This is a genomic window from Pseudomonas fluorescens, from assembly GCF_000802965.1.
Classification (GTDB): domain Bacteria; phylum Pseudomonadota; class Gammaproteobacteria; order Pseudomonadales; family Pseudomonadaceae; genus Aquipseudomonas; species Aquipseudomonas fluorescens_A.
Genome location: NZ_JSAK01000020.1, coordinates 117,820 through 137,461, shown reverse-complemented (window position 1 = coordinate 137,461; position 19,642 = coordinate 117,820). Strand labels below are relative to the sequence as shown.

The 19,642-nt window shown below is 59.4% G+C and carries 18 protein-coding genes; 10 read left to right on the top strand and 8 right to left on the bottom strand.

The annotated features are described in order from the left end of the window. Positions 1–29: 29 nt before the first annotated feature. Complete coding sequence (locus tag NL64_RS17990) at positions 30–1,055, bottom strand: LysM peptidoglycan-binding domain-containing protein (RefSeq protein ID WP_034149419.1); 1,026 nt, start codon at positions 1,053–1,055, stop codon at positions 30–32. A 171-nt stretch (positions 1,056–1,226) separates the two neighbouring features. On the opposite strand from NL64_RS17990, the gene def reads away from it, so the two are divergent. The 5 genes from def (at position 1,227) to NL64_RS17965 (ending at position 5,922) form a co-directional block, all read left to right on the top strand. After that, complete coding sequence (gene def / locus NL64_RS17985) at positions 1,227–1,733, top strand: peptide deformylase (protein WP_034149418.1); 507 nt, start codon at positions 1,227–1,229, stop codon at positions 1,731–1,733. A 57-nt stretch (positions 1,734–1,790) separates the two neighbouring features. After that, positions 1,791–2,750 (top strand): methionyl-tRNA formyltransferase, encoded by a 960-nt coding sequence (gene fmt, locus NL64_RS17980; RefSeq protein WP_034149417.1) that lies wholly within the window; start codon positions 1,791–1,793, stop codon positions 2,748–2,750. Next, positions 2,747–4,057 (top strand): 16S rRNA (cytosine(967)-C(5))-methyltransferase RsmB, encoded by a 1,311-nt coding sequence (gene rsmB / locus NL64_RS17975; protein ID WP_034149416.1) that lies wholly within the window; start codon positions 2,747–2,749, stop codon positions 4,055–4,057. The genes fmt and rsmB overlap by 4 nt, the downstream gene beginning before the upstream one ends. Before the next feature lie 23 nt (positions 4,058–4,080). Next, positions 4,081–5,454, top strand: coding sequence for a Trk system potassium transporter TrkA (gene trkA / locus NL64_RS17970; RefSeq protein ID WP_034149415.1), 1,374 nt, complete (start codon positions 4,081–4,083; stop codon positions 5,452–5,454). Between the two features lie 153 nt (positions 5,455–5,607). Continuing rightward, positions 5,608–5,922, top strand: a complete 315-nt coding sequence (locus tag NL64_RS17965; RefSeq protein WP_034149414.1) for a tetratricopeptide repeat protein — start codon at positions 5,608–5,610, stop codon at positions 5,920–5,922. On the opposite strand, the gene NL64_RS17960 is transcribed toward NL64_RS17965, so the two are convergent. The 3 genes from NL64_RS17960 to tag form a co-directional block, all read right to left on the bottom strand. Beyond that, entirely contained in the window at positions 5,923–6,162 is a 240-nt protein-coding gene (locus NL64_RS17960; protein ID WP_034149413.1) for a PilZ domain-containing protein, read from the bottom strand. Between the two features lie 106 nt (positions 6,163–6,268). Then, the gene (locus NL64_RS17955) at positions 6,269–7,156 is read right to left on the bottom strand and encodes a lysophospholipid acyltransferase (protein WP_034149412.1); all 888 of its coding nucleotides are present in this window, start codon (positions 7,154–7,156) and stop codon (positions 6,269–6,271) included. Positions 7,157–7,196: 40 nt separating this feature from the next. Then, complete coding sequence (tag, locus tag NL64_RS17950) at positions 7,197–7,754, bottom strand: DNA-3-methyladenine glycosylase I (RefSeq protein ID WP_034149411.1); 558 nt, start codon at positions 7,752–7,754, stop codon at positions 7,197–7,199. 80 nt (positions 7,755–7,834) lie between these two features. On the opposite strand from tag, the gene glyQ reads away from it, so the two are divergent. The 4 genes from glyQ (at position 7,835) to NL64_RS17930 (ending at position 12,243) form a co-directional block, all read left to right on the top strand. Next, entirely contained in the window at positions 7,835–8,788 is a 954-nt protein-coding gene (glyQ, locus tag NL64_RS17945) for a glycine--tRNA ligase subunit alpha (protein ID WP_008155694.1), read from the top strand. Next, on the top strand, positions 8,785–10,839 hold the full coding sequence (gene glyS / locus NL64_RS17940) for a glycine--tRNA ligase subunit beta (RefSeq protein ID WP_034149410.1): 2,055 nt from the start codon (positions 8,785–8,787) through the stop codon (positions 10,837–10,839). The genes glyQ and glyS overlap by 4 nt, the downstream gene beginning before the upstream one ends. 6 nt (positions 10,840–10,845) lie before the next feature. Next, positions 10,846–11,379, top strand: coding sequence for a D-glycero-beta-D-manno-heptose 1,7-bisphosphate 7-phosphatase (gene gmhB / locus NL64_RS17935; protein WP_034149409.1), 534 nt, complete (start codon positions 10,846–10,848; stop codon positions 11,377–11,379). Between the two features lie 84 nt (positions 11,380–11,463). Next, a complete protein-coding gene (locus tag NL64_RS17930) occupies positions 11,464–12,243 on the top strand; it encodes a lysophospholipid acyltransferase family protein (protein WP_034149408.1) in 780 nt (259 codons plus the stop codon). 180 nt (positions 12,244–12,423) lie between these two features. Here the strand turns inward: NL64_RS17930 and NL64_RS17925 are convergent, their stop codons facing one another. After that, positions 12,424–13,956, bottom strand: a complete 1,533-nt coding sequence (locus NL64_RS17925) for a sensor histidine kinase (RefSeq protein ID WP_034149407.1) — start codon at positions 13,954–13,956, stop codon at positions 12,424–12,426. Between the two features lie 166 nt (positions 13,957–14,122). On the opposite strand from NL64_RS17925, the gene NL64_RS17920 reads away from it, so the two are divergent. Next, on the top strand, positions 14,123–14,842 hold the full coding sequence (locus tag NL64_RS17920) for a response regulator transcription factor (RefSeq protein ID WP_034149406.1): 720 nt from the start codon (positions 14,123–14,125) through the stop codon (positions 14,840–14,842). A gap of 112 nt (positions 14,843–14,954) precedes the next feature. Here the strand turns inward: NL64_RS17920 and gyrB are convergent, their stop codons facing one another. Genes gyrB through dnaN form a run of 3 tightly spaced genes read right to left on the bottom strand, consistent with a single transcriptional unit; the run spans position 14,955 to position 19,605 of the window. Next, positions 14,955–17,372: a DNA topoisomerase (ATP-hydrolyzing) subunit B gene (gyrB, locus tag NL64_RS17915; protein WP_034149505.1), complete on the bottom strand. Its 2,418-nt coding sequence runs from the start codon at positions 17,370–17,372 to the stop codon at positions 14,955–14,957. 5 nt (positions 17,373–17,377) lie between these two features. Beyond that, positions 17,378–18,481, bottom strand: coding sequence for a DNA replication/repair protein RecF (gene recF / locus NL64_RS17910; protein ID WP_008064628.1), 1,104 nt, complete (start codon positions 18,479–18,481; stop codon positions 17,378–17,380). A 20-nt stretch (positions 18,482–18,501) separates the two neighbouring features. Continuing rightward, entirely contained in the window at positions 18,502–19,605 is a 1,104-nt protein-coding gene (dnaN, locus tag NL64_RS17905) for a DNA polymerase III subunit beta (RefSeq protein WP_034149405.1), read from the bottom strand. Positions 19,606–19,642: the final 37 nt, after the last annotated feature.

Here is a 19,642-nt window from a genome sequence, read left to right as displayed (position 1 = left end):
ATAACTCTGTTGGTAACTTGTGAAGCACACTACGGATTTCGCACCTTGTCCATTACCGCCAGGGATCGTGATGCGTTCAGCACCAGTCCGTAGCTGAGCTTGTCGTAGGTGCGGAAAACCATCAGCAGGCCGGCGCGTTCATCGGGTATTTTCAGCGGCTGGCCGGTGATGCGATCCCGCACGGTTTCGCCGGTTTTCATCACCACCAATACATTGCCCTCGGCCAGACCATCGCGCTGGCCCTTGTTCAGCGTGACCACGTCCAACGCACCAATCTGCGTCACGCCACGCGGCACATCGATGATCAAGCCGTTGATGTCGGTTTTCGGCGCACTGGGCATGAAGGTCGAGTTGATCGAGCGCTCTTCGCCGCTGAATAAACGGTCGCCGAGGCGCACTTCCTGGGTGGTGCGTTGTAGTGCCAGGGTGGCGACGTCGCCTTCGGTAGCGACGATTTCGCCTCCACCAATGTCATCGGCGTTGATCCCCAAAAACTCCTGGGTCTGCGGATCGGTGTAGACCTTGCCCTGACGGAAGATGCCGTAGACCGGTTGCGCCGGGTCGAAGTGGCCGCGGGCGAAGATGCGGTCACCGATGCCGCTGAGGACCCGTTCGGCATCACCGGCCACGATGTAAGGCGCCTTGTCGAAGTCCTCGGCGTTGTCGACGATACGGTTGCTCAGCAGAAAGCTGTTGATCGATTTCAGCGGAATGCTCGGGATCGCCTCGGCCACCGGGCTACTGCGCACGCGTGGCGATAGCTTGATGGTGCCTCGGGAGGCGCCGCGATTAAGGGTCAGGCGTGGCTCGCCGTTGACGTAGACCAGCGACAGCGAGTCGCCGGGGTAGATGAGGTTAGGGTTTTCGATCTGCGGATTGGCTTGCCAGAGCTCGGGCCACTGCCACGGTTCGCGAAGGAATTTCCCCGAGATCCCCCAGAGCGTGTCGCCCGCTACGACGGTGTATTGCTGTGGAAAACCTTCCTTGAGTTGCACTTGCCCGTGCGCCAAACCGGCCGACGCCAGAAGCAGCAGGGCGAGTAGTGATTTCCTCATGCGGTGAATCCCTTTATTATGTACGTTCGCGTGAAACGCCAGAGCCGTCAGTGGCTCGCTCCCGGCTTGCTTATCGAAAGAAGGGAGCTACGTTTTACAACGGTAGCCTGCATCTTCGGACCCGCCAGGCCATCGACCCGACCTTACTTCACACGTGCAGTCATCAAGCTTATGGCCATTTTGAACATCCTCGAATTCCCTGACCCGCGCCTGCGCACTATCGCCAAACCGGTGGCCGTAGTGGACGACGAAGTGCGTCAGTTGGTCGATGACATGTTTGAAACAATGTATGAAGCACCGGGCATCGGCCTCGCCGCGACCCAGGTCAACGTGCACAAACGTATCGTCGTGATGGACCTCTCCGAAGACCGCACCGAACCGCGAGTGTTCATCAACCCCGAGCTCGAACCGCTGACCGACGACATGGGCCAGTACCAGGAAGGCTGCCTTTCGGTACCGGGCTTCTACGAAAACGTCGATCGCCCGCAACGGGTCAAGGTCAAGGCTCTGGACCGCGACGGCCAGCCTTACGAACTGATCGCCGAAGATCTGCTCGCCGTGTGCATCCAGCACGAATGCGACCACCTCAATGGCAAATTGTTCGTCGATTACCTGTCCACGCTCAAACGCGACCGCATCAAGAAGAAACTGGAAAAGCTCCATCGCCAGAACGCCTGATGCCCATCTTCAAAGGCTTGCTGCGGCAAGCCTTTTTCTTTTCAAGAGACTTCATGAATGACTGAGCCACTGCGCATCGTCTTTGCCGGCACCCCGGAATTCGCCGCCGAACACCTCAAGGCCCTGCTCGACAGCCCTTACGAGATCGTCGCCGTCTACACCCAACCGGACCGCCCGGCAGGTCGTGGGCAGAAGCTGATGCCGAGCCCGGTCAAACAGCTTGCTCTGGAGAACAACATTGCGGTGCTGCAACCACCCACGTTGCGCAACGAAGAGGCTCAGGCCGAACTGACCGCGCTGAAGCCGGACTTGATGGTGGTGGTCGCCTACGGCCTGATCCTGCCGCAAGTGGTGCTGGATATCCCGCGCCTGGGCTGCATCAACAGCCACGCCTCGCTGCTGCCACGCTGGCGCGGTGCGGCACCGATCCAGCGCGCCGTCGAAGCGGGCGACGCTGAAAGCGGTGTGACCGTGATGCGCATGGAAGCCGGCCTCGACACCGGGCCGATGCTGCTCAAAGTCACCACGCCGATCAGCGCCGAAGACACCGGTGGCAGTCTGCACGACCGTCTGGCCGAAATGGGGCCGCCCGCCGTCATTCAGGCGATCGCCGGCCTCGCTGCCGGAACGCTGGAAGGCGAAGTGCAAGACGACAGCCTCGCCACTTACGCGCACAAATTGAACAAGGATGAAGCCCGCATTGACTGGGCTCGTCCGGCGGTTGAGCTTGAGCGTCTGGTCCGTGCCTTCAACCCTTGGCCGATCACTCACAGCACGTTGAACGGCGAAGCGCTGAAAGTGCTGGCCGCGAGCCTGGCTGAAGGGAAGGGCGCACCGGGTGAAATCCTCGGCGCCAGCAAGGACGGTCTGGTCGTCGCCTGCGGTGAACAGGCCCTGTGCCTGACTCGCCTGCAATTGCCCGGTGGCAAGGCTTTGAACTTCAGTGACCTGTTCAACAGCCGTCGCGAGAAGTTCGCCGTCGGCACGGTGCTCGGTCAAGCGGTGGACGCTCAATGAATCCGCGTCTGGCCGCCGCCAAGGCACTCGCCGCAGTCCTGAGCGGCAAAGCTTCGCTCAACAGTTCGCTGCCCACGCAGATGGACAAGGTCGAGGACCGGGATCGCGGTTTTACCCAGGACCTGGCCTTCGGCACCGCTCGTTGGCAGCCGCGTTTGTCGGCGCTGGCGGCCAAACTGTTGCAGAAGCCGTTCAAGGCTGCGGACGCCGATGTCGAAGCGCTGCTGCTGGTCGGCCTCTATCAATTGCTCTACACCCGCGTTCCGGCCCACGCCGCCATCGGCGAAACCGTCGGTTGTGCCGACAAGCTGAAAAAACCCTGGGCCAAGGCCTTGCTCAACGCGGTGTTGCGTAATGCCCAGCGTGAAAGCGAAACGATTTTCGCCGAGCTGGAGCGTGATCCGGTGGTGCGCACCGCTCACCCGCGCTGGCTGCAAAAATCCCTCAAGGCTTTCTGGCCTGAGCAATGGGAAGCCATTTGCGCGGCGAACAATGCGCACCCGCCGATGATTCTGCGGGTCAACCGTCGTCATCACAGCCGTGACGCCTACCTCGGATTGCTGAGCGACGCGGGCATCGCCGCCAGTGCATGCGAGTACAGCCGCGATGGCATCATCCTCGACGCCGCCGCCGACGTGCGCAGCCTGCCGGGCTTCGCCGAAGGCTGGATCAGCGTGCAGGATGAAGCCGCGCAACTGGCCGCCGATCTGCTCGACCTCGCCCCCGGCCAACGGGTGCTCGACGCCTGCTGCGCGCCGGGCGGCAAGACCTGCCACATTCTCGAAGCCGAGCCAAAACTGGCCGGCGTCGTGGCGGTAGACCTGGAAGCCAAGCGCCTCGTGCGCGTGAGGGAAAACCTCGAACGCCTGGGCCTGAGCGCCGAACTGATCGCCGCCGACGGCCGCGACACCCAGGCGTGGTGGGACGGCAAACCGTTCCAGCGCATCCTGTTGGACGCTCCTTGCTCGGCCACCGGCGTGATTCGCCGTCACCCGGACATCAAGCTGACCCGCCAACCCGATGACATTGCCGCGTTGGCGGTGTTGCAAGGCGAGTTGCTCGACGCCATGTGGACGACCCTGGAGGTGGGCGGCATCTTGCTCTACGCCACCTGCTCGACGCTGCCGACCGAAAACACCGAAGTCATCGAAGCCTTCCTCGCCCGCACACCGGGCGCCCGTGAGCTGGACCTCGCCACACAGGCCGGCATCAAGCAGCCCCATGGTCGCCAGTTGCTGGCCCAGGAAGGCGGGCACGACGGCTTCTACTACGCCAAGCTGATCAAGATCGCCGCCGCGCGCGGCTAAAATGGATTCAACGGAGTGACTGGATGAAAATCATCATCCTCGGAGCGGGGCAGGTCGGCGGTTCGCTAGCGGAACACTTGGCCAGCGAGGCCAACGACATCACCGTCGTCGACACCGATGGCGAACGCCTGCGCGACCTCGGCGACCGGCTGGACATCCGCACGGTACAGGGTCGTGGCTCACTGCCGACGATTCTGCGCCAGGCCGGCGCGGACGACGCCGACATGCTGGTCGCCGTGACCAGCAGCGACGAAACCAACATGGTGGCCTGTCAGGTCGCCCACACCCTGTTCCACACGCCGACCAAGATCGCCCGGGTCCGTGAAGCCGCGTACCTGACCAAGACCGAGCTCTTCGACAACGAAGCGATTCCGGTGGACGTATTGATCAGCCCGGAACAAGTGGTCACCAACTACATCAAGCGTCTGATCCAGCATCCGGGCGCCTTGCAGGTGATCGACTTCGCCGAAGGCAAGGCGCAATTGGTCGCGGTGCGCGCCTACTACGGTGGGCCGCTGGTGGGTCAGCAATTGCGGCAGTTGCGCGAGCACATGCCGAACGTCGAAACCCGCGTCGCGGCGATTTTTCGCCGTGACCGGCCGATCCTGCCGCAAGGCGATACGGTGATCGAGGCGGATGACGAAGTATTCTTCATCGCCGCCCGCGCGAACATTCGTGCAGTCATGAGTGAAATGCGTCGCCTCGACGAAACCTACAAACGCATCGTTATCGCTGGCGGCGGGCAGATCGGCGAGCGACTGGCCGAAGCCATCGAAAGCCGTTACCAGGTGAAGATCATCGAGATGAACCCGGCGCGCTGCCGCCATCTCTCGGACACCCTCGACAGCACCGTGGTCTTGCAGGGCAGTGCTTCGGACCGTGACTTGTTGCTGGAAGAGAACATCGCCGATGCCGACATCTTCCTGGCCCTGACCAACGATGACGAGGCCAACATCATGTCGTCGCTGCTGGCCAAGCGGCTGGGCGCGAAGAAGGTGATGACCATCATCAACAACCCGGCCTACGTCGACTTGATCCAGGGCGGCGACATCGACATCGCCATCAGCCCGCAACTGGCGACCATCGGCACCTTGCTCGCCCACGTGCGGCGCGGCGATATCGTCAGCGTGCACTCACTGCGCCGCGGCGCGGCAGAGGCCATCGAGGCAATTGCCCATGGCGATGCGAAATCGAGCAAGGTCATCGGCAAGGCCATCGAGAACATCGGCCTGCCACCGGGCACCACCATTGGCGCGATCATCCGCGACGAAGAGGTGATCATTGCCCACGATGACACGGTGATCCAAACCGGCGACCACGTGATTTTGTTCCTTGTGGATAAAAAGCACATTCGGGATGTGGAGAAGCTGTTCCATGTGGGGCTGAGCTTTTTCTGATCCTGATCTTTTGTGGCGAGGGAGCTTGCTCCCGCTCGGCTGCGCAGCAGTCGCGAAACATCTGAACACGGTGTCTAAAAGGCGACCGCTTCGCGCTCGAGCGGGAGCAAGCTCCCTCGCCACAGAGTTTTCTACTCTCAAAGGAAAGTGTTCATGATCGAATCCCTGGAAAAAATGCTCGCCAAGGGTGTGGATAACTCGTTGCTGCGCTTCGGCCTGGGCAAGGGTTATCTGGATCTGGGGGAGAACGCCAAGGCTGTGGAGCATTTCCAGCGTTGTGTGGAAATTGATCCAAAGTATTCGGCGGCGTGGAAGCTATTGGGCAAGGCCCACCTGGCGTTGGCGGACCATGCGGCTGCGCGCCGGGCCTGGGAGCAAGGCCTGGAAGCCGCCACTGCCCATGGCGACAAGCAGGCCGAGAAGGAAATGACGGTGTTCCTGAAGAAACTCGACCGTCAGGCGCCCTGATCAGAGATAGCGCAAACCAATGCCTTCGGCATCTACCTGCACCACTTCCATACGCACCCGCGGCGCGCTTGTGGGTAAGTCCTGCACCTGGCCGTAGACCACCGCGCCCCTGGGCAGCGCCGACAAGGCCGGATGTTTGACGTAGACACCCGTGGTCGAGAGATTGCGGGTCTGGCCCAGGCAATCGCCGAAGCTTTCGTGACTGATCTTGATGCGAAATGATTTGCGGTGTTCGGACATCTTTTTGCGCCCTAATGAACGGGGTGTGGATAAGCCGCAAAGCAAGATCAAAAGATCGCAGCCTGCGGCAGCTCCTACAGGTTATCCACAGAGTGTGCCAAGTCGGTCAGTACCAGCGTTCTTCGCCGGGCGGACGCTTCTTGAAGCGCTTCATGCTCCACATGTACTGGCTCGGATAGGCCCGTACATAGCGCTCGACCACTTGGCTCATCGCCGCGCAGGACGTCTCGGTATCGGTGCTGTACATGGCTTCCGGCGCGGCTTCGAGGATCACTTTGTAACCCGAACCGTCCGGCAGCCGCAGGGCATGCAGGAACACGCCGACCGCTTTTCCGCCAGCGAGCATGTTTGGCACAAATTTGCTGGTCAGCGCCTGAGTGGCAAAGAACGGCACGAAGATCCCGGCGGATTCGGCCGGTTCCGGGTCAGCGGGAATGCCCACCGCACCACCTCGGCGCACTTCCTTGATGACGCTGAGGATGCCTTCCTTGGTTGACGCGGCCACCTTGTTGCCCAACTGCACCCGTTGCTTTTGCAGCAATTCATCCACCGCCTTCAATTTCGGCGGACGGTAGAAAATGATCGGCTTGCACTGGCTGCAATAGAAGTGGTTGAGCACTTCCCAGTTGCCCAGGTGACTGGTGATGCCGACGACGCCTTTGCCGGAGGCGAGGGCTTCCTTCAATACGTCGAGGCCTTCGACTTCGCGCACCAGATCGATGGAGCGCTGGGCCGGCCAGATCCAGGCGCAGGCACTTTCGGTCAGGGACTTGCCGATATCCTTCAGGCTCTGACCGACCAGGCGCTCGCGCTCGGCGGGGTCCATTTCCGGAAAACACTTGGCGAGGTTGATCCGCACCACGTCCCGGGAGCGGTTGGGGAATTTCCACATACACCAGCCGATCGCCGACCCGGCTGCCTGCACTGCCCGCCACGGGAGCAGGGCAAACAGCCGCAGAGCGCCTACCAGCAAGGCGCCTTTTAACTTATCCACAGGTCACTCCTGATCTTGTGCTGTGCGCGAGGCGGCTATTCTAACCGCCGTTCGCCAGCAGCGCGTAGCGGTCGCAATCCTGCGTATGGTCCATGACCATGCCGCAGGCCTGCATCAGCGCGTAGCAAATGGTCGGGCCGACGAAGGTGAAGCCGGCCTTTTTCAGGCCTTTGCTCATTTCCACCGCTTCCGGGGTGATGGCGGGGACTTCGGTGCGGTCCTTGAAATGATTGATCTTCGGCACATTGCCGACGAAGGACCAGAGAAACGCCACCGGGTCCTCCAGGGCCAGCCAGGCCTGGGCATTGCGCCGGGCTGCATTGAGTTTGAGGCGATTGCGAATGATGCCCGGATCGAGCATCAATTCCTCGATTTCGGCATCGCTCATCTGCGCCACGCGCTGCACGTCGAAGCCGTACATCACCTGGCGATAGTGCTCGCGTTTGCGCAACACGGTGATCCAGGAAAGCCCGGCCTGGAACCCTTCGAGCAAAAGCAACTCGAACAAACCCTGCGCATCGCGTAGCGGCGTGCCCCACTCCTGATCGTGATAAGCCATGTACAGCGGATCTTCGGAACACCAAAAGCAGCGTGGCATAAGGCTCCAGGGGGCGTGCGCAGCATCGAATCGGGTATACTCCCGCTCTTTAAATCGCAGCCCAAGAAACAGGTGAATTCGTGAGCCAGCCTACGCCAGCCGTGCGTACCTTCCAAGACTTGATCCTCGCCCTCCAGCAATACTGGGCCGAGCAAGGTTGTGTGGTACTTCAGCCCTACGATATGGAAGTAGGCGCCGGCACTTTCCACACCGCAACATTCCTGCGCGCCATTGGCCCGGAAACCTGGAACGCCGCCTATGTGCAGCCAAGTCGTCGTCCGACTGACGGCCGCTACGGCGAAAACCCGAACCGTCTGCAGCACTACTACCAGTTCCAGGTAGTCCTGAAGCCGAACCCGGACAACTTCCAGGAACTGTACCTGGGCTCCCTCAAGCATGTCGGTCTGGACCCGCTGGTCCACGACATTCGCTTCGTCGAAGACAACTGGGAATCGCCGACCCTCGGCGCCTGGGGTCTGGGCTGGGAAGTCTGGCTCAACGGCATGGAAGTGACCCAGTTCACTTACTTCCAGCAAGCGGGCGGCATCGAGTGCTACCCGGTGACTGGCGAGATCACCTACGGTCTTGAGCGTCTGGCCATGTACCTGCAAGGCGTGGACTCGGTCTATGACCTGGTCTGGGCTGACGGCCCGATGGGCAAAGTGACTTACGGCGACGTGTTCCACCAGAACGAAGTGGAGCAGTCCACTTACAACTTCGAACACGCCAACGTCGAGAAGCTGTTCGAACTGTTCGATTTCTACGAAAGCGAAGCCAAGCGCCTGATCGAACTCGACCAGCCGCTGCCGTTGCCGAGCTACGAAATGGTGTTGAAGGCGTCCCATACCTTCAACCTGCTGGATGCGCGCCGGGCGATTTCCGTGACTGCGCGTCAGCAATACATTCTGCGTGTGCGCACCCTGGCGCGTTCCGTTGCGCAAGCCTACCTGCTGGCTCGCGCCAAGCTGGGCTTCCCGATGGCGACCCCGGACCTGCGTGACGAAGTACTGGCCAAGCTGGAGGCTGCACAATGAGTGCTCTGGATTTTCTGGTTGAACTGGGCACTGAAGAACTGCCACCCAAGGCCCTGAACACCCTGGCCGAGGCGTTTCTTGCCGGTATCGACAAGGGCCTGCAAGCTGCCGGCCTGAACTACGAGACCAAAACCGTTTATGCCGCGCCACGTCGTCTGGCGGTGCTGATCACGTCGCTGGCCACCCAGCAGCCGGATCGCAGCATCAACCTCGATGGCCCGCCACGTCAGGCCGCTTTCGATGCCGAAGGCAACCCGACTCAAGCAGCACTGGGCTTTGCCAAGAAGTGCGGCGTCGACCTGAGCGAAATCGATCAGAGCGGCCCTAAACTGCGCTACAGCCAGAGCATCGCCGGCAAGCCGACCGCGAGCCTGTTGCCAACCATCGTCGAAGATTCCCTCAACGACCTGCCGATTCCCAAGCGCATGCGCTGGGGCGCGCGCAAGGAAGAATTCGTTCGCCCGACCCAATGGCTGGTGATGCTGCTCGGTGACCAGGTCATCGACTGCACCATCCTCGCCCAGAAGTCCGGCCGCGATTCCCGTGGTCACCGCTTCCATCACCCGGAAAGCGTGCGCATCGGTTCGCCGTCCAGCTACCTGGCTGACCTGCGTGCCGCTTATGTATTGGCCGATGCCAACGAGCGTCGCGAGATCATCAGCAAGCGCACCGAAGAGCTGGCGACCCGCCAGGAAGGCACCGCGATCGTGCCACCAGACCTGCTCGACGAAGTGACCGCGCTGGTCGAGTGGCCAGTGCCGCTGGTGTGCTCGTTCGAAGAACGCTTCCTCGACGTGCCGCAAGAAGCGCTGATCACCACCATGCAGGACAACCAGAAGTACTTCTGCCTGCTGGATGCCGACGGCAAGTTGCTGCCACGTTTCATTACCGTGGCCAACATCGAGAGCAAAGACCCGCAGCAGATCATCGCCGGTAACGAGAAAGTGGTTCGCCCACGCCTGACCGACGCCGAGTTCTTCTTCAAGCAAGACAAGAAGCAGAAACTCGAAGACTTCAACCAGCGCCTGCAAAACGTTGTGTTCCAGGAAAAACTCGGCAGCGTCTACGACAAGGCCGAGCGTGTTTCCAAACTGGCCGCTTACATCGCGCAACGCATCGGCGGCAACGCCGCATGGGCCGCTCGTGCAGGCTTGCTGTCCAAGTGCGACCTGTCGACCGAGATGGTTGGCGAGTTCCCGGAGATGCAAGGTGTCGCCGGTTACTACTACGCGCTCAACGATGGCGAGCCGGAAGATGTTGCCCTGGCGCTGAACGAGCAATACATGCCGCGCGGTGCCGGCGCTGAATTGCCATCCACCCTGACCGGTGCGGCCGTTGCCATTGCCGACAAGCTCGACACACTGGTCGGCATTTTCGGCATCGGCATGTTGCCGACCGGCAGCAAAGACCCGTATGCACTGCGCCGTGCCGCGCTGGGCGTGCTGCGTATTCTGATCGAGAAACAACTGGATCTGGACCTGAACGACGCCGTGGCATTCGCCGTGAATGCGTTCGGCGCCAAGGTCAAGGCTACCGGCCTGAACGATTCGGTGCTGGAGTTCATCTTCGATCGTCTGCGTGCCCGTTACGAAGACGAAGGCGTCGATGTCGCGACCTACCTGTCGGTTCGTGCCCTTAAGCCGGGTTCGGCGCTGGACTTCGATCAACGTGTGCAAGCCGTGCAGGCCTTCCGCAAACTGCCGGAAGCCGCTGCCCTGGCCGCCGTCAACAAGCGCGTTTCGAACCTGCTGAGCAAGGTCGAAGGCTCCGTGCCAACCGTGGTGGAAGCGAAGTACTTCGACAACGCCAACGAGTTCTCCCTGTACTCGGCAATCCAGCAGGCAGACCAGGCTGTCCAGCCAATGGCTGCGGCGCGTCAGTACAGCGAATCGCTGGCACGCCTGGCTGCCTTGCGCGAGCCGGTGGACGCGTTCTTTGAAGCGGTGATGGTCAACGCGGATGACGCCAATGTGCGCGCCAACCGTTATGCACTGCTGGCGCGTCTGCGTGGCTTGTTCCTCGGCGTCGCCGACATTTCGTTGCTGGGGTAAGACTGTTTGAAACTGCTGATTCTCGATCGGGACGGGGTGATCAACTTTGACTCCGACGCTTACATCAAGTCGGTGGAGGAGTGGATTCCACTCCCCGGTTCGATCGAAGCCATCGCGCAGTTGAGCAAGGCCGGCTGGACGGTAGCGGTCGCTACCAACCAGTCGGGCATCGCTCGCGGCTATTACGACATCGCTACCCTGGACGCCATGCATGAGCGCTTGCGCTCGCTGGTGGCGGAGCAGGGCGGCGAAGTCGGGCTGATCGTCTACTGTCCCCATGGGCCAGACGAAGGTTGTGACTGCCGCAAGCCAAAACCCGGGATGCTGAAAAGCATCGCCGCACATTACAACGTATCGCTGACCGATCTCTGGTTCGTCGGCGATAGTCTCGGTGACCTGGAAGCCGCCAAAGCCGTCGATTCACAGCCAGTTTTGGTAAAGACCGGGAAAGGCGAAAAGACTTTGGGCAAGACCCTTCCGGCTGGCACATTGATTTTTGACGATCTGGCGGCGATTGCCGCAGAACTTATCCACAATTAGAGTGCTTCTGATATTTCCTGATAAAGGATTGATCAGGAGTGCGCTTTATACAGGCGGGTGTTGCCCGCAACGGTAAACGTCACCATGTCGATATTGCAGGCCATCAGGACCTTTCTCTTTTACCTGCTGCTGGGCACCAGCTCCTTGCTGTGGTGCAGCCTGAGTTTTTTTATCGCGCCCTTTTTGCCGTTCAAGGCGCGCTATCGCTTCATCAATGTCTATTGGTGCCGCTGCGCCTTGTGGTTGAGCAAGGTGTTCCTGGGTATTCGCTACGAAGTGAAGGGCGAGCACAACGTGCCGGATCGTCCCTGCGTAATCCAGTCGAACCACCAGAGCACCTGGGAGACTTTCTTTCTCTCCGCCTATTTCTCACCGCTGAGCCAGGTGCTCAAGCGTGAACTGCTTTATGTGCCGTTTTTCGGTTGGGCGATGGCCATGCTGCGGCCAATTGCCATCGACCGTGACAACCCGAAAGCCGCTCTCAAGCACGTAGCGAAGAAGGGCGACGAACTGCTCAAGGACAACGTCTGGGTGCTGATCTTCCCCGAAGGCACGCGCGTTCCCTACGGCACCATCGGCAAATTCTCCCGGGGCGGCACCGCGTTGGCGGTTAATGCCGATCTGCCAGTGCTGCCGATTGCACACAATGCCGGCAAGTTCTGGCCGAAAACCGGCTGGAAAAAGAACCAGGGTGTCATCACCGTAATCATCGGCGAACCGATGTATGCCGAAGGCAGCGGCCCTCGAGCCATCGCCGAATTAAACGACAGGATCCAGGCCTGGAACGAACAAATGCAACGGGAAATGGGCTCTCTGCCACCGGCTCCGCAAGCGCCCGTTGCCAATGATCAAGTGGTTGTCTGAGGTTCTGTGGATAACCTGTGTACCGTTTGTGAGAAAAGCGGCGTAATTTATCTTTAAGGTAATGATTTATATACATATTTCAAAATCAGATAAATCTCCGAAAAACGTGCATAAGTTTTTTTCGGGCGCAAAAAAACCGGCTGATATAGCCGGTTTTTTTATACCCTTGATGTGAGAGTTTCACTCTTCGAACAGAGGCAACCGAAGACTGAAACAAGTCCCTTCACCCACCACGCTTCGGCATCCAATCAGCCCCTCGTGACGATCCACCACTGCTTTCACCATCGACAGACCAAGTCCTACACCATCGATACCCTGGGCCGATGAAAAACGACGGTACTGACTGAACAAATCGGGTAGTTCATTGGGGGTAATGCCTTTGCCCTGGTCGACCAATTCACACGTCAGCCAGCCTTCGTCGCGCTTGACTGTTAAACGGACGGATGTACCGGGAGCGCTGTATTTAATGGCGTTTTCCAACAAATTGAACAGCGCCCGAGTCAGCAGCGCCTGATCCGCCATGACCAAACTTTCCTGCGCCTCTACGTCTATTTGCTGGAGCAATTCGATCCGCTTCTGCTGGGCAATGGGCAACGCCTGGTCGAAGACATCCAGCACCATCATTGCAAACAGGCTCGGTTGAAATTCATACGCTTCGGATTCGGCCCTCGCCAGCTGCACGAAGCTTTCGGTGAGATCCAATGCGCGGCGCACCTGAAGCTCGATTTGATCAAACAACTGCGCATCGCCACCCACCTGTTGGCGATGCACATCAAGCAGGGCGAGAATCGCCGAATGGGGTGCCCGCAGATCATGTGACAGGAAGCGCAACAAGACGCCGCGTTGTTCTTCTGCATCGCGTTCGACGCTGAGGTCAGTCAGGCTCAACAGCCAACCCACCGGCGTTTCCCCGTCCACTGGCAGCAACGGCGCACGCTCCAGGCGCAGGCTACGCTCCTTGATGTCGCGGAATTCCAGCAGCGGCAATTCAGATAACAGAGCAGGTGCGCCGTTAACCAGTTCCGGATAGCCCAATCGTGCCATTTGCTCAAGCACGTCTTCGCCCACCAAATCATTACTGAACAGCTCACGAGCCTTGCGGTTGCCCAACAGGATCCGGCCATTCGGGTCACTGATCAACGTGGCGACTGGCAGATACTCCAGACCGTCCGCAATGAAGCGATGGGTGTCGCGAGCGCGACTCATGGCCTGCTCCAGCGCCATGACTTGCCCCTGCAAGCGGTCGCCGGTGGGGAACGGCGTACGTCGGCGTTCAGGCAATATTTTCGGTTCAGCGTCCAGACGCGCCAATTCCCATCCGAAGTAGGTCAACACCACGCTGAGACGCCGCCAATTCCAGATCAGGTAAGCCAACAACATACCCAGTACGCTTGGGGTCGGTGACCACCACGGCTGCAGTTCCGCCAGACCGAAATCAACCAGAAACGCAACGGCCATGCCTCCGAGGGTCATCCAAAGCTTCATGCGCGGCAACCACAGCAGCAGTCCCAATACGCACATCACCAGCAAGACCGAGAGCATCACTCCCAACGTCGGAGTGCCATCGTGCAAGTTGACTTGCGCGCGATAGGAGAGCAGAGCGGTCAACGGCAACAGCACCAGACTTATCCACAACCATTCGCGCAGCAATTGTCTGAACAATCGCTGAACCTGCGTTGGCTCACGGCGTCCCCGCCGGCGCTCATTCATCATTGGCATCACTGACGTAGCAGTAAAATTCGTCCATGGCTCACCGTTCTGAATGAATGATCGAAATCATAGCGGACGTCGACCAACGGTGGGCTGCTTTTACTTTCGTTATCCGAGTAGCTATTGTCTGTTCACAACGGACCGCCCCCGAGCCCAAGGAATACCGCACATGCGTGTCGCGATACTGGACGATGAACCGGCAGAACTGCGCCGGGTAGAACAGACCCTGCATCAGATGGCTGAACCGGGGGAGGATGCCTGGTCGTTGCACAGTTTTGAGAGGGGAGAGGACCTGTTGCGTCAGCTGCGCCGGGAAACCTATGACCTGCTTATCCTCGACTGGCAAATGCCTGACCTGAGCGGTCTCGAACTGCTGCGCTGGACCCGCGAACACATGGAAGCGCCCCCGGCGGCGATCATGCTCACCAGTCGCGACACAGAGAGTGACATCGTCCAGGCCTTGAATGCCGGTGCCGATGACTACGTCAGCAAACCGTTTCGCCCCAACGAACTGAAAGCCCGGGTCGCGGCGGTACTGCGTCGGCACAGTCAGCAGCGCAACGCAGCGGCTGAAGTGCTGAGTTTCAATGACCTGGTGTTCGATGATGCCGAGTTAACCGTCAAGCGAGGGGGCAGCCCCATTGTCATGACGGAGCGTGAATATCGACTGGCGCGCTGCCTGTTCACCAACCTGGGCCGGCCGTTGTCCCGGGAATACCTCTACCAGCGATTCTGGACTCACGAAGAAATGGACTCTTCTCGGCCGCTGGATACACACATCTATCGCTTGCGCAACAAACTGGGGCTGACCGCTGACCGTGGATGGCAGCTGCTGACGATTTATGGGTATGGGTATCGGCTGGAGAGTGTGGCCACAGCGAGCGAATAAACGCTGTAGGAGCTGCCGAAGGCTCGGGCCGCGCTCGGATGATCTTTTGATCTCATAAAAAAAGGGCCAACGCACACGCGTTGGCCCTTTTTAGTTTAGCGGGCTTACTGGATCAGAAATCCAGGTTAGAAACCGCCAATGCGTTGCTTTCGATGAAGTCACGACGTGGTTCGACCGCATCACCCATCAGGGTGTTGAAGATCTGGTCCGCGCCAATGGCGTCTTCGATGGTCACTTTGAGCATGCGGCGCGAGCCGGGATCCATGGTGGTTTCCCACAGCTGATCCGGGTTCATCTCACCCAGACCTTTGTATCGCTGGATGGTATGGCGCTTGGTGCTTTCGGCCATCAGCCACTCAAGGGCTTCCTTGAACTCGGTGACCTGCTTCTTGCGCTCGCCGCGCTGAATGTACGCGCCGTCGTCCAGCAAGGTGCTCAGCTGAGCACCAAGGGAAACCACGGTCTTGTAATCGTTGCTGCCGAAGAAGTCGCGGTTGAAGGTGACGTAGTTCGACAGGCCGTGGGAGATCAATTCGACCTCTGGCAGCCAGACGTTACGTTCACGGTCTTCACGCAGGCTGGCCTTGTACACCAGACCCGACTTCTCGACGGTACGCAGACGCACTTCGTACTGGGCCAGCCAATCCTGCATGGCTGCGTGGTCGGACAGTTGCTCCAGGCTGACGGCCGGCAGGTAGATGAAGTGCTCGGTCAGTTCCTGTGGGTACAGGCGCGACAGGCGCTTGAGGGTCTTCATCACCAGGCGGAAGTCATTCACCAGACGCTCAAGGGCTTCACCGGAGATACCCGGGGCCTCTTCGTTCAGGTGCAGGCTCGCATCTTCCAGGGCCGACTGCGTCATGTACTCTTCCATGGCGTCGTCGTCTTTGATGTATTGCTCTTGCTTGCCTTTCTTCACTTTGTACAGCGGCGGCTGAGCGATGTAGATGTAGCCACGCTCGATCAGCTCCGGCAGCTGACGGAAGAAGAAGGTCAGCAGCAGGGTACGGATGTGCGAACCGTCGACGTCAGCATCGGTCATGATGATGATGTTGTGGTAACGCAGCTTGTCGATGTTGTACTCGTCACGGCCGATGCCGCAACCCAGCGCGGTGATCAAGGTACCTACTTCCTGGGAAGAGATCATCTTGTCGAAACGCGCTTTCTCGACGTTCAGGATTTTACCCTTGAGGGGCAGAATTGCCTGGGTCTTGCGGTTACGACCCTGCTTGGCGGAGCCGCCAGCAGAGTCACCTTCCACGAGGTACAGTTCGGACAGGGCAGGGTCTTTTTCCTGGCAGTCAGCCAGTTTGCCCGGCAGGCCGGCGATGTCCAGCGCGCCTTTGCGGCGGGTCATCTCACGAGCCTTGCGCGCCGCTTCACGGGCACGAGCTGCGTCGATCATCTTGCCGACGACCAGTTTGGCTTCGTTCGGGTTTTCCAGCAGGAAGTCGGAGAAGTACTTGCCCATTTCCTGTTCGACCGCGGTCTTCACTTCGGAAGAGACCAGCTTGTCTTTGGTCTGGGAGCTGAACTTCGGATCCGGCACCTTTACCGAAATGATCGCGGTCAGGCCTTCACGGGCATCGTCACCGGTAGTCGCGACTTTGTGCTTCTTCGCCAGACCTTCAGCTTCGATGTAGGTGTTCAGGTTACGCGTCAGAGCGGAACGGAAACCGACCAGGTGAGTACCGCCGTCGCGCTGCGGAATGTTGTTGGTGAAGCACAACAGATTCTCGTTGAAGCTGTCGTTCCACTGCAGGGCGATTTCCACGCCAATGCCGTCTTCGCGCTGGATGTTGAAGTGGAACACCTGGTTGACTGGAGTCTTGTTAGTGTTCAGGTATTCAACGAACGCACGCAGACCACCTTCGTACTTGAACAGCTCTTCCTTGCCGCTGCGCTCGTCCTTGAGGACGATACCGACACCGGAGTTGAGGAAGGACAGCTCACGAATCCGCTTGGCCAGGATGTCCCAGCTGAAGTGGATATTCTTGAAGGTTTCGCTGGAAGCCTTGAAGTGAATCTGGGTACCAGTGGTTTCGCTGTCGCCAACGATTTTCATCGGCTCTTGCGGAACACCGTGTACGTAGGTCTGTTCCCAGATCTTGCCGCTACGACGAACCGTCAGGACCAGTTGTTCGGAAAGAGCGTTAACTACCGAAACACCTACACCGTGCAGACCGCCGGAAACTTTGTAGGAGTTGTCATCGAACTTACCGCCGGCGTGCAGCACGGTCATGATGACCTCGGCTGCTGAGACGCCTTCTTCTTTGTGCACGTCTACCGGGATACCACGGCCGTTGTCACGAACGGTGATGGATTCATCCGGGTGGATGATGATGCTGATGTCGTCGCAGTGGCCGGCGAGAGCTTCGTCGATCGAGTTATCGACGACTTCGAACACCATGTGGTGCAGGCCGCTACCATCGTCGGTGTCGCCAATGTACATACCGGGACGTTTGCGTACGGCATCCAGGCCTTTCAGCACTTTAATGCTCGTTGAGTCGTACGTATTTTCTTCGCTCAATGCCTTCACTCCCGATGGTCGTGGGTCTGGGTGATACGGCCCTGTTCCACGTGGAACAGAGCGACTGGCGTTTCCGTCTGCCAGCCTTCCCTCAATAATTCGTGATCTACACAGGTGATAAACACCTGGCAGCGTAAGTCTTCCAGCAAGCGGCAAAGCGCGCGGCGGTGCTGCTCGTCCAGTTCGGACGGCAAGTCATCCACCAGATAAATACACTGACCGCGTCGGGCCTGACTGACCAGGTGCCCCTGGGCAATCCGCAATGCACAAACCACCAACTTCTGCTGGCCGCGGGACAAGATGTCCGCGGCATTGTGTGCGCCCAGTCTGAGACGCAAATCAGCCCGTTGTGGTCCGGCCTGGGTGTGACCCATCTGCTGATCCCGCTGCAGGGACCCGGCGAGCACAGCGCTCAGCTCACGGTCTTTGTCCCAACCTCGGTAATAGCTGAGCGTTAAGCCCTCAAGCTCAACCAACTCGCTCAAGGTCTGTTCAAAGACAGGTTTCAAGGCTTTGATATAGGCGCGGCGGTATTCATCAATTTCAGCGCTGGCCTGGCACAGTTCCCTGTCCCAAACCGCTTGCGAAACGGCGTCAAGTGTACCATGCCGCAGCCAAGAGTTTCTCTGGCGCAGGGCCTTCTGCAAGCGCTGCCAGGTGGACATGAATCGTGGTTCCACGTGGAACACGCCCCAATCGAGAAACTGACGGCGAATCTTCGGAGCACCTTCCAGCAAACGGAAGCTGTCCGGGTTGATCAACTGCAGCGGCAGGATCTCTGCCAGTTGGGCTGCACTCCGGGCGTTCTGCCCGTCGATGCGTATCTGGAACTCGCCCTGGCGATCCCGTGATATCCCCAAAGCGCTGTGTCCGCCTTCGGCCAACTCGACCTGTCCAAATACTGTGCATGCCAATTGCTCGTATTGAATGACCGGCAACAGACGGGTGCTACGAAAGGAACGGGCAAGCCCCAGCAGGTGAATGGCTTCCAGAACACTGGTTTTGCCGCTGCCGTTGGCGCCGTAAAGAATGTTGATTCGGGGAGAGGGGGAGAAGGTCACCGGGTGCAGATTGCGCACCGCGGTGACCGAGACGCGACTTAAGGACATCTAGCTTCTGCTGAGCATGATTACAGACGCATCGGCATGACAACGTAAGCCGAGTCGTCGTTGTCGGACTCTTGTACCAGCGCGCTGCTGTTGGAGTCGGACAGGATCAGACGAACCTGCTCGGTGGTCATCACACCCAACACGTCGAGCAAGTAGCTCACGTTGAAGCCGATTTCCAGCGAGCCGCCGTTGTACTCAACGCCCACTTCTTCTTCCGCTTCTTCCTGCTCCGGGTTATTCGCCTGGATTTTCAACTGACCGTTGGCCAGTTGCAGGCGGATACCACGGTACTTCTCGTTGGACAGAATCGCGGTACGGCTGAAGGCTTCGCGCAGCGCCTGACGGTCGCCGAGTACCAGCTTGTCGCCGCCTTTCGGCAGAACACGCTCGTAATCCGGGAATTTACCGTCGACCAGTTTCGAGGTGAAGGTGAATTCACCGGTGGTGGCGCGAATGTGGTGCTGACCGAGGACGATGCTGACGATGCCGTCCGGCTCGGTCAGCAAACGCGCGAGCTCAAGAATACCTTTGCGCGGCACGATAACCTGGTGGCGATCCGGCTGACCAATGTCAGCCTGCATCGAGCACATCGCCAGACGGTGACCGTCGGTAGCCACGGCGCGGATGATCCCGGCCGAAACTTCCAGCAACATGCCATTGAGGTAGTAACGCACGTCCTGCTGGGCCATGGCGAAGCTGGTGCGTTCGATCAAACGACGCAGCTTGCTTTGCTCAAGGCTGCAAGTCAGCGAGCCCGGGCCTTCTTCCACTGTCGGGAAATCGTTGGCCGGCAGGGTCGACAAGGTGAAACGGCTACGGCCAGCCTTGACCACCAACTTCTGCTCGTCGACCTTAATGTCGATCAGTGCATCGTTCGGCAAGCTTTTGCAGATATCCATCAGCTTGCGCGCAGGCACAGTGATGGACCCTGGCTCGGCAGGCTCTTCGAGTTGAACACGACCGACCAGCTCGACTTCCAGGTCGGTACCGGTCAGCGACAGTTGCTGGCCTTCGACAACCAGCAGCACGTTGGAGAGCACCGGCAAGGTCTGGCGGCGCTCGACGACGCCTGCGACCAGTTGCAGGGGTTTCAACAGGGCTTCGCGTTGAATGGTGAAATGCATGGTCTAGTCCCTTGCCTTAATAAGCTGCGCTGGTGTT

What these genes read in the sequence shown, in the direction of transcription:
- NL64_RS17920 (WP_034149406.1), top strand. Translation starts at nt 14,123, where the DNA reads ATGCGTGTCGCGATACTGGACGATGAACCGGCAGAACTGCGCCGGGTA.
- def (WP_034149418.1), top strand. Translation starts at nt 1,227, where the DNA reads ATGGCCATTTTGAACATCCTCGAATTCCCTGACCCGCGCCTGCGCACT.
- NL64_RS17965 (WP_034149414.1), top strand. Translation starts at nt 5,608, where the DNA reads ATGATCGAATCCCTGGAAAAAATGCTCGCCAAGGGTGTGGATAACTCG.
- NL64_RS17960 (WP_034149413.1), bottom strand. Translation starts at nt 6,162, where the DNA reads ATGTCCGAACACCGCAAATCATTTCGCATCAAGATCAGTCACGAAAGC.
- NL64_RS17990 (WP_034149419.1), bottom strand. Translation starts at nt 1,055, where the DNA reads ATGAGGAAATCACTACTCGCCCTGCTGCTTCTGGCGTCGGCCGGTTTG.
- recF (WP_008064628.1), bottom strand. Translation starts at nt 18,481, where the DNA reads ATGTCCTTAAGTCGCGTCTCGGTCACCGCGGTGCGCAATCTGCACCCG.
- dnaN (WP_034149405.1), bottom strand. Translation starts at nt 19,605, where the DNA reads ATGCATTTCACCATTCAACGCGAAGCCCTGTTGAAACCCCTGCAACTG.
- trkA (WP_034149415.1), top strand. Translation starts at nt 4,081, where the DNA reads ATGAAAATCATCATCCTCGGAGCGGGGCAGGTCGGCGGTTCGCTAGCG.
- glyS (WP_034149410.1), top strand. Translation starts at nt 8,785, where the DNA reads ATGAGTGCTCTGGATTTTCTGGTTGAACTGGGCACTGAAGAACTGCCA.
- tag (WP_034149411.1), bottom strand. Translation starts at nt 7,754, where the DNA reads ATGCCACGCTGCTTTTGGTGTTCCGAAGATCCGCTGTACATGGCTTAT.
- NL64_RS17930 (WP_034149408.1), top strand. Translation starts at nt 11,464, where the DNA reads ATGTCGATATTGCAGGCCATCAGGACCTTTCTCTTTTACCTGCTGCTG.
- fmt (WP_034149417.1), top strand. Translation starts at nt 1,791, where the DNA reads ATGACTGAGCCACTGCGCATCGTCTTTGCCGGCACCCCGGAATTCGCC.
- NL64_RS17925 (WP_034149407.1), bottom strand. Translation starts at nt 13,956, where the DNA reads ATGATGAATGAGCGCCGGCGGGGACGCCGTGAGCCAACGCAGGTTCAG.
- rsmB (WP_034149416.1), top strand. Translation starts at nt 2,747, where the DNA reads ATGAATCCGCGTCTGGCCGCCGCCAAGGCACTCGCCGCAGTCCTGAGC.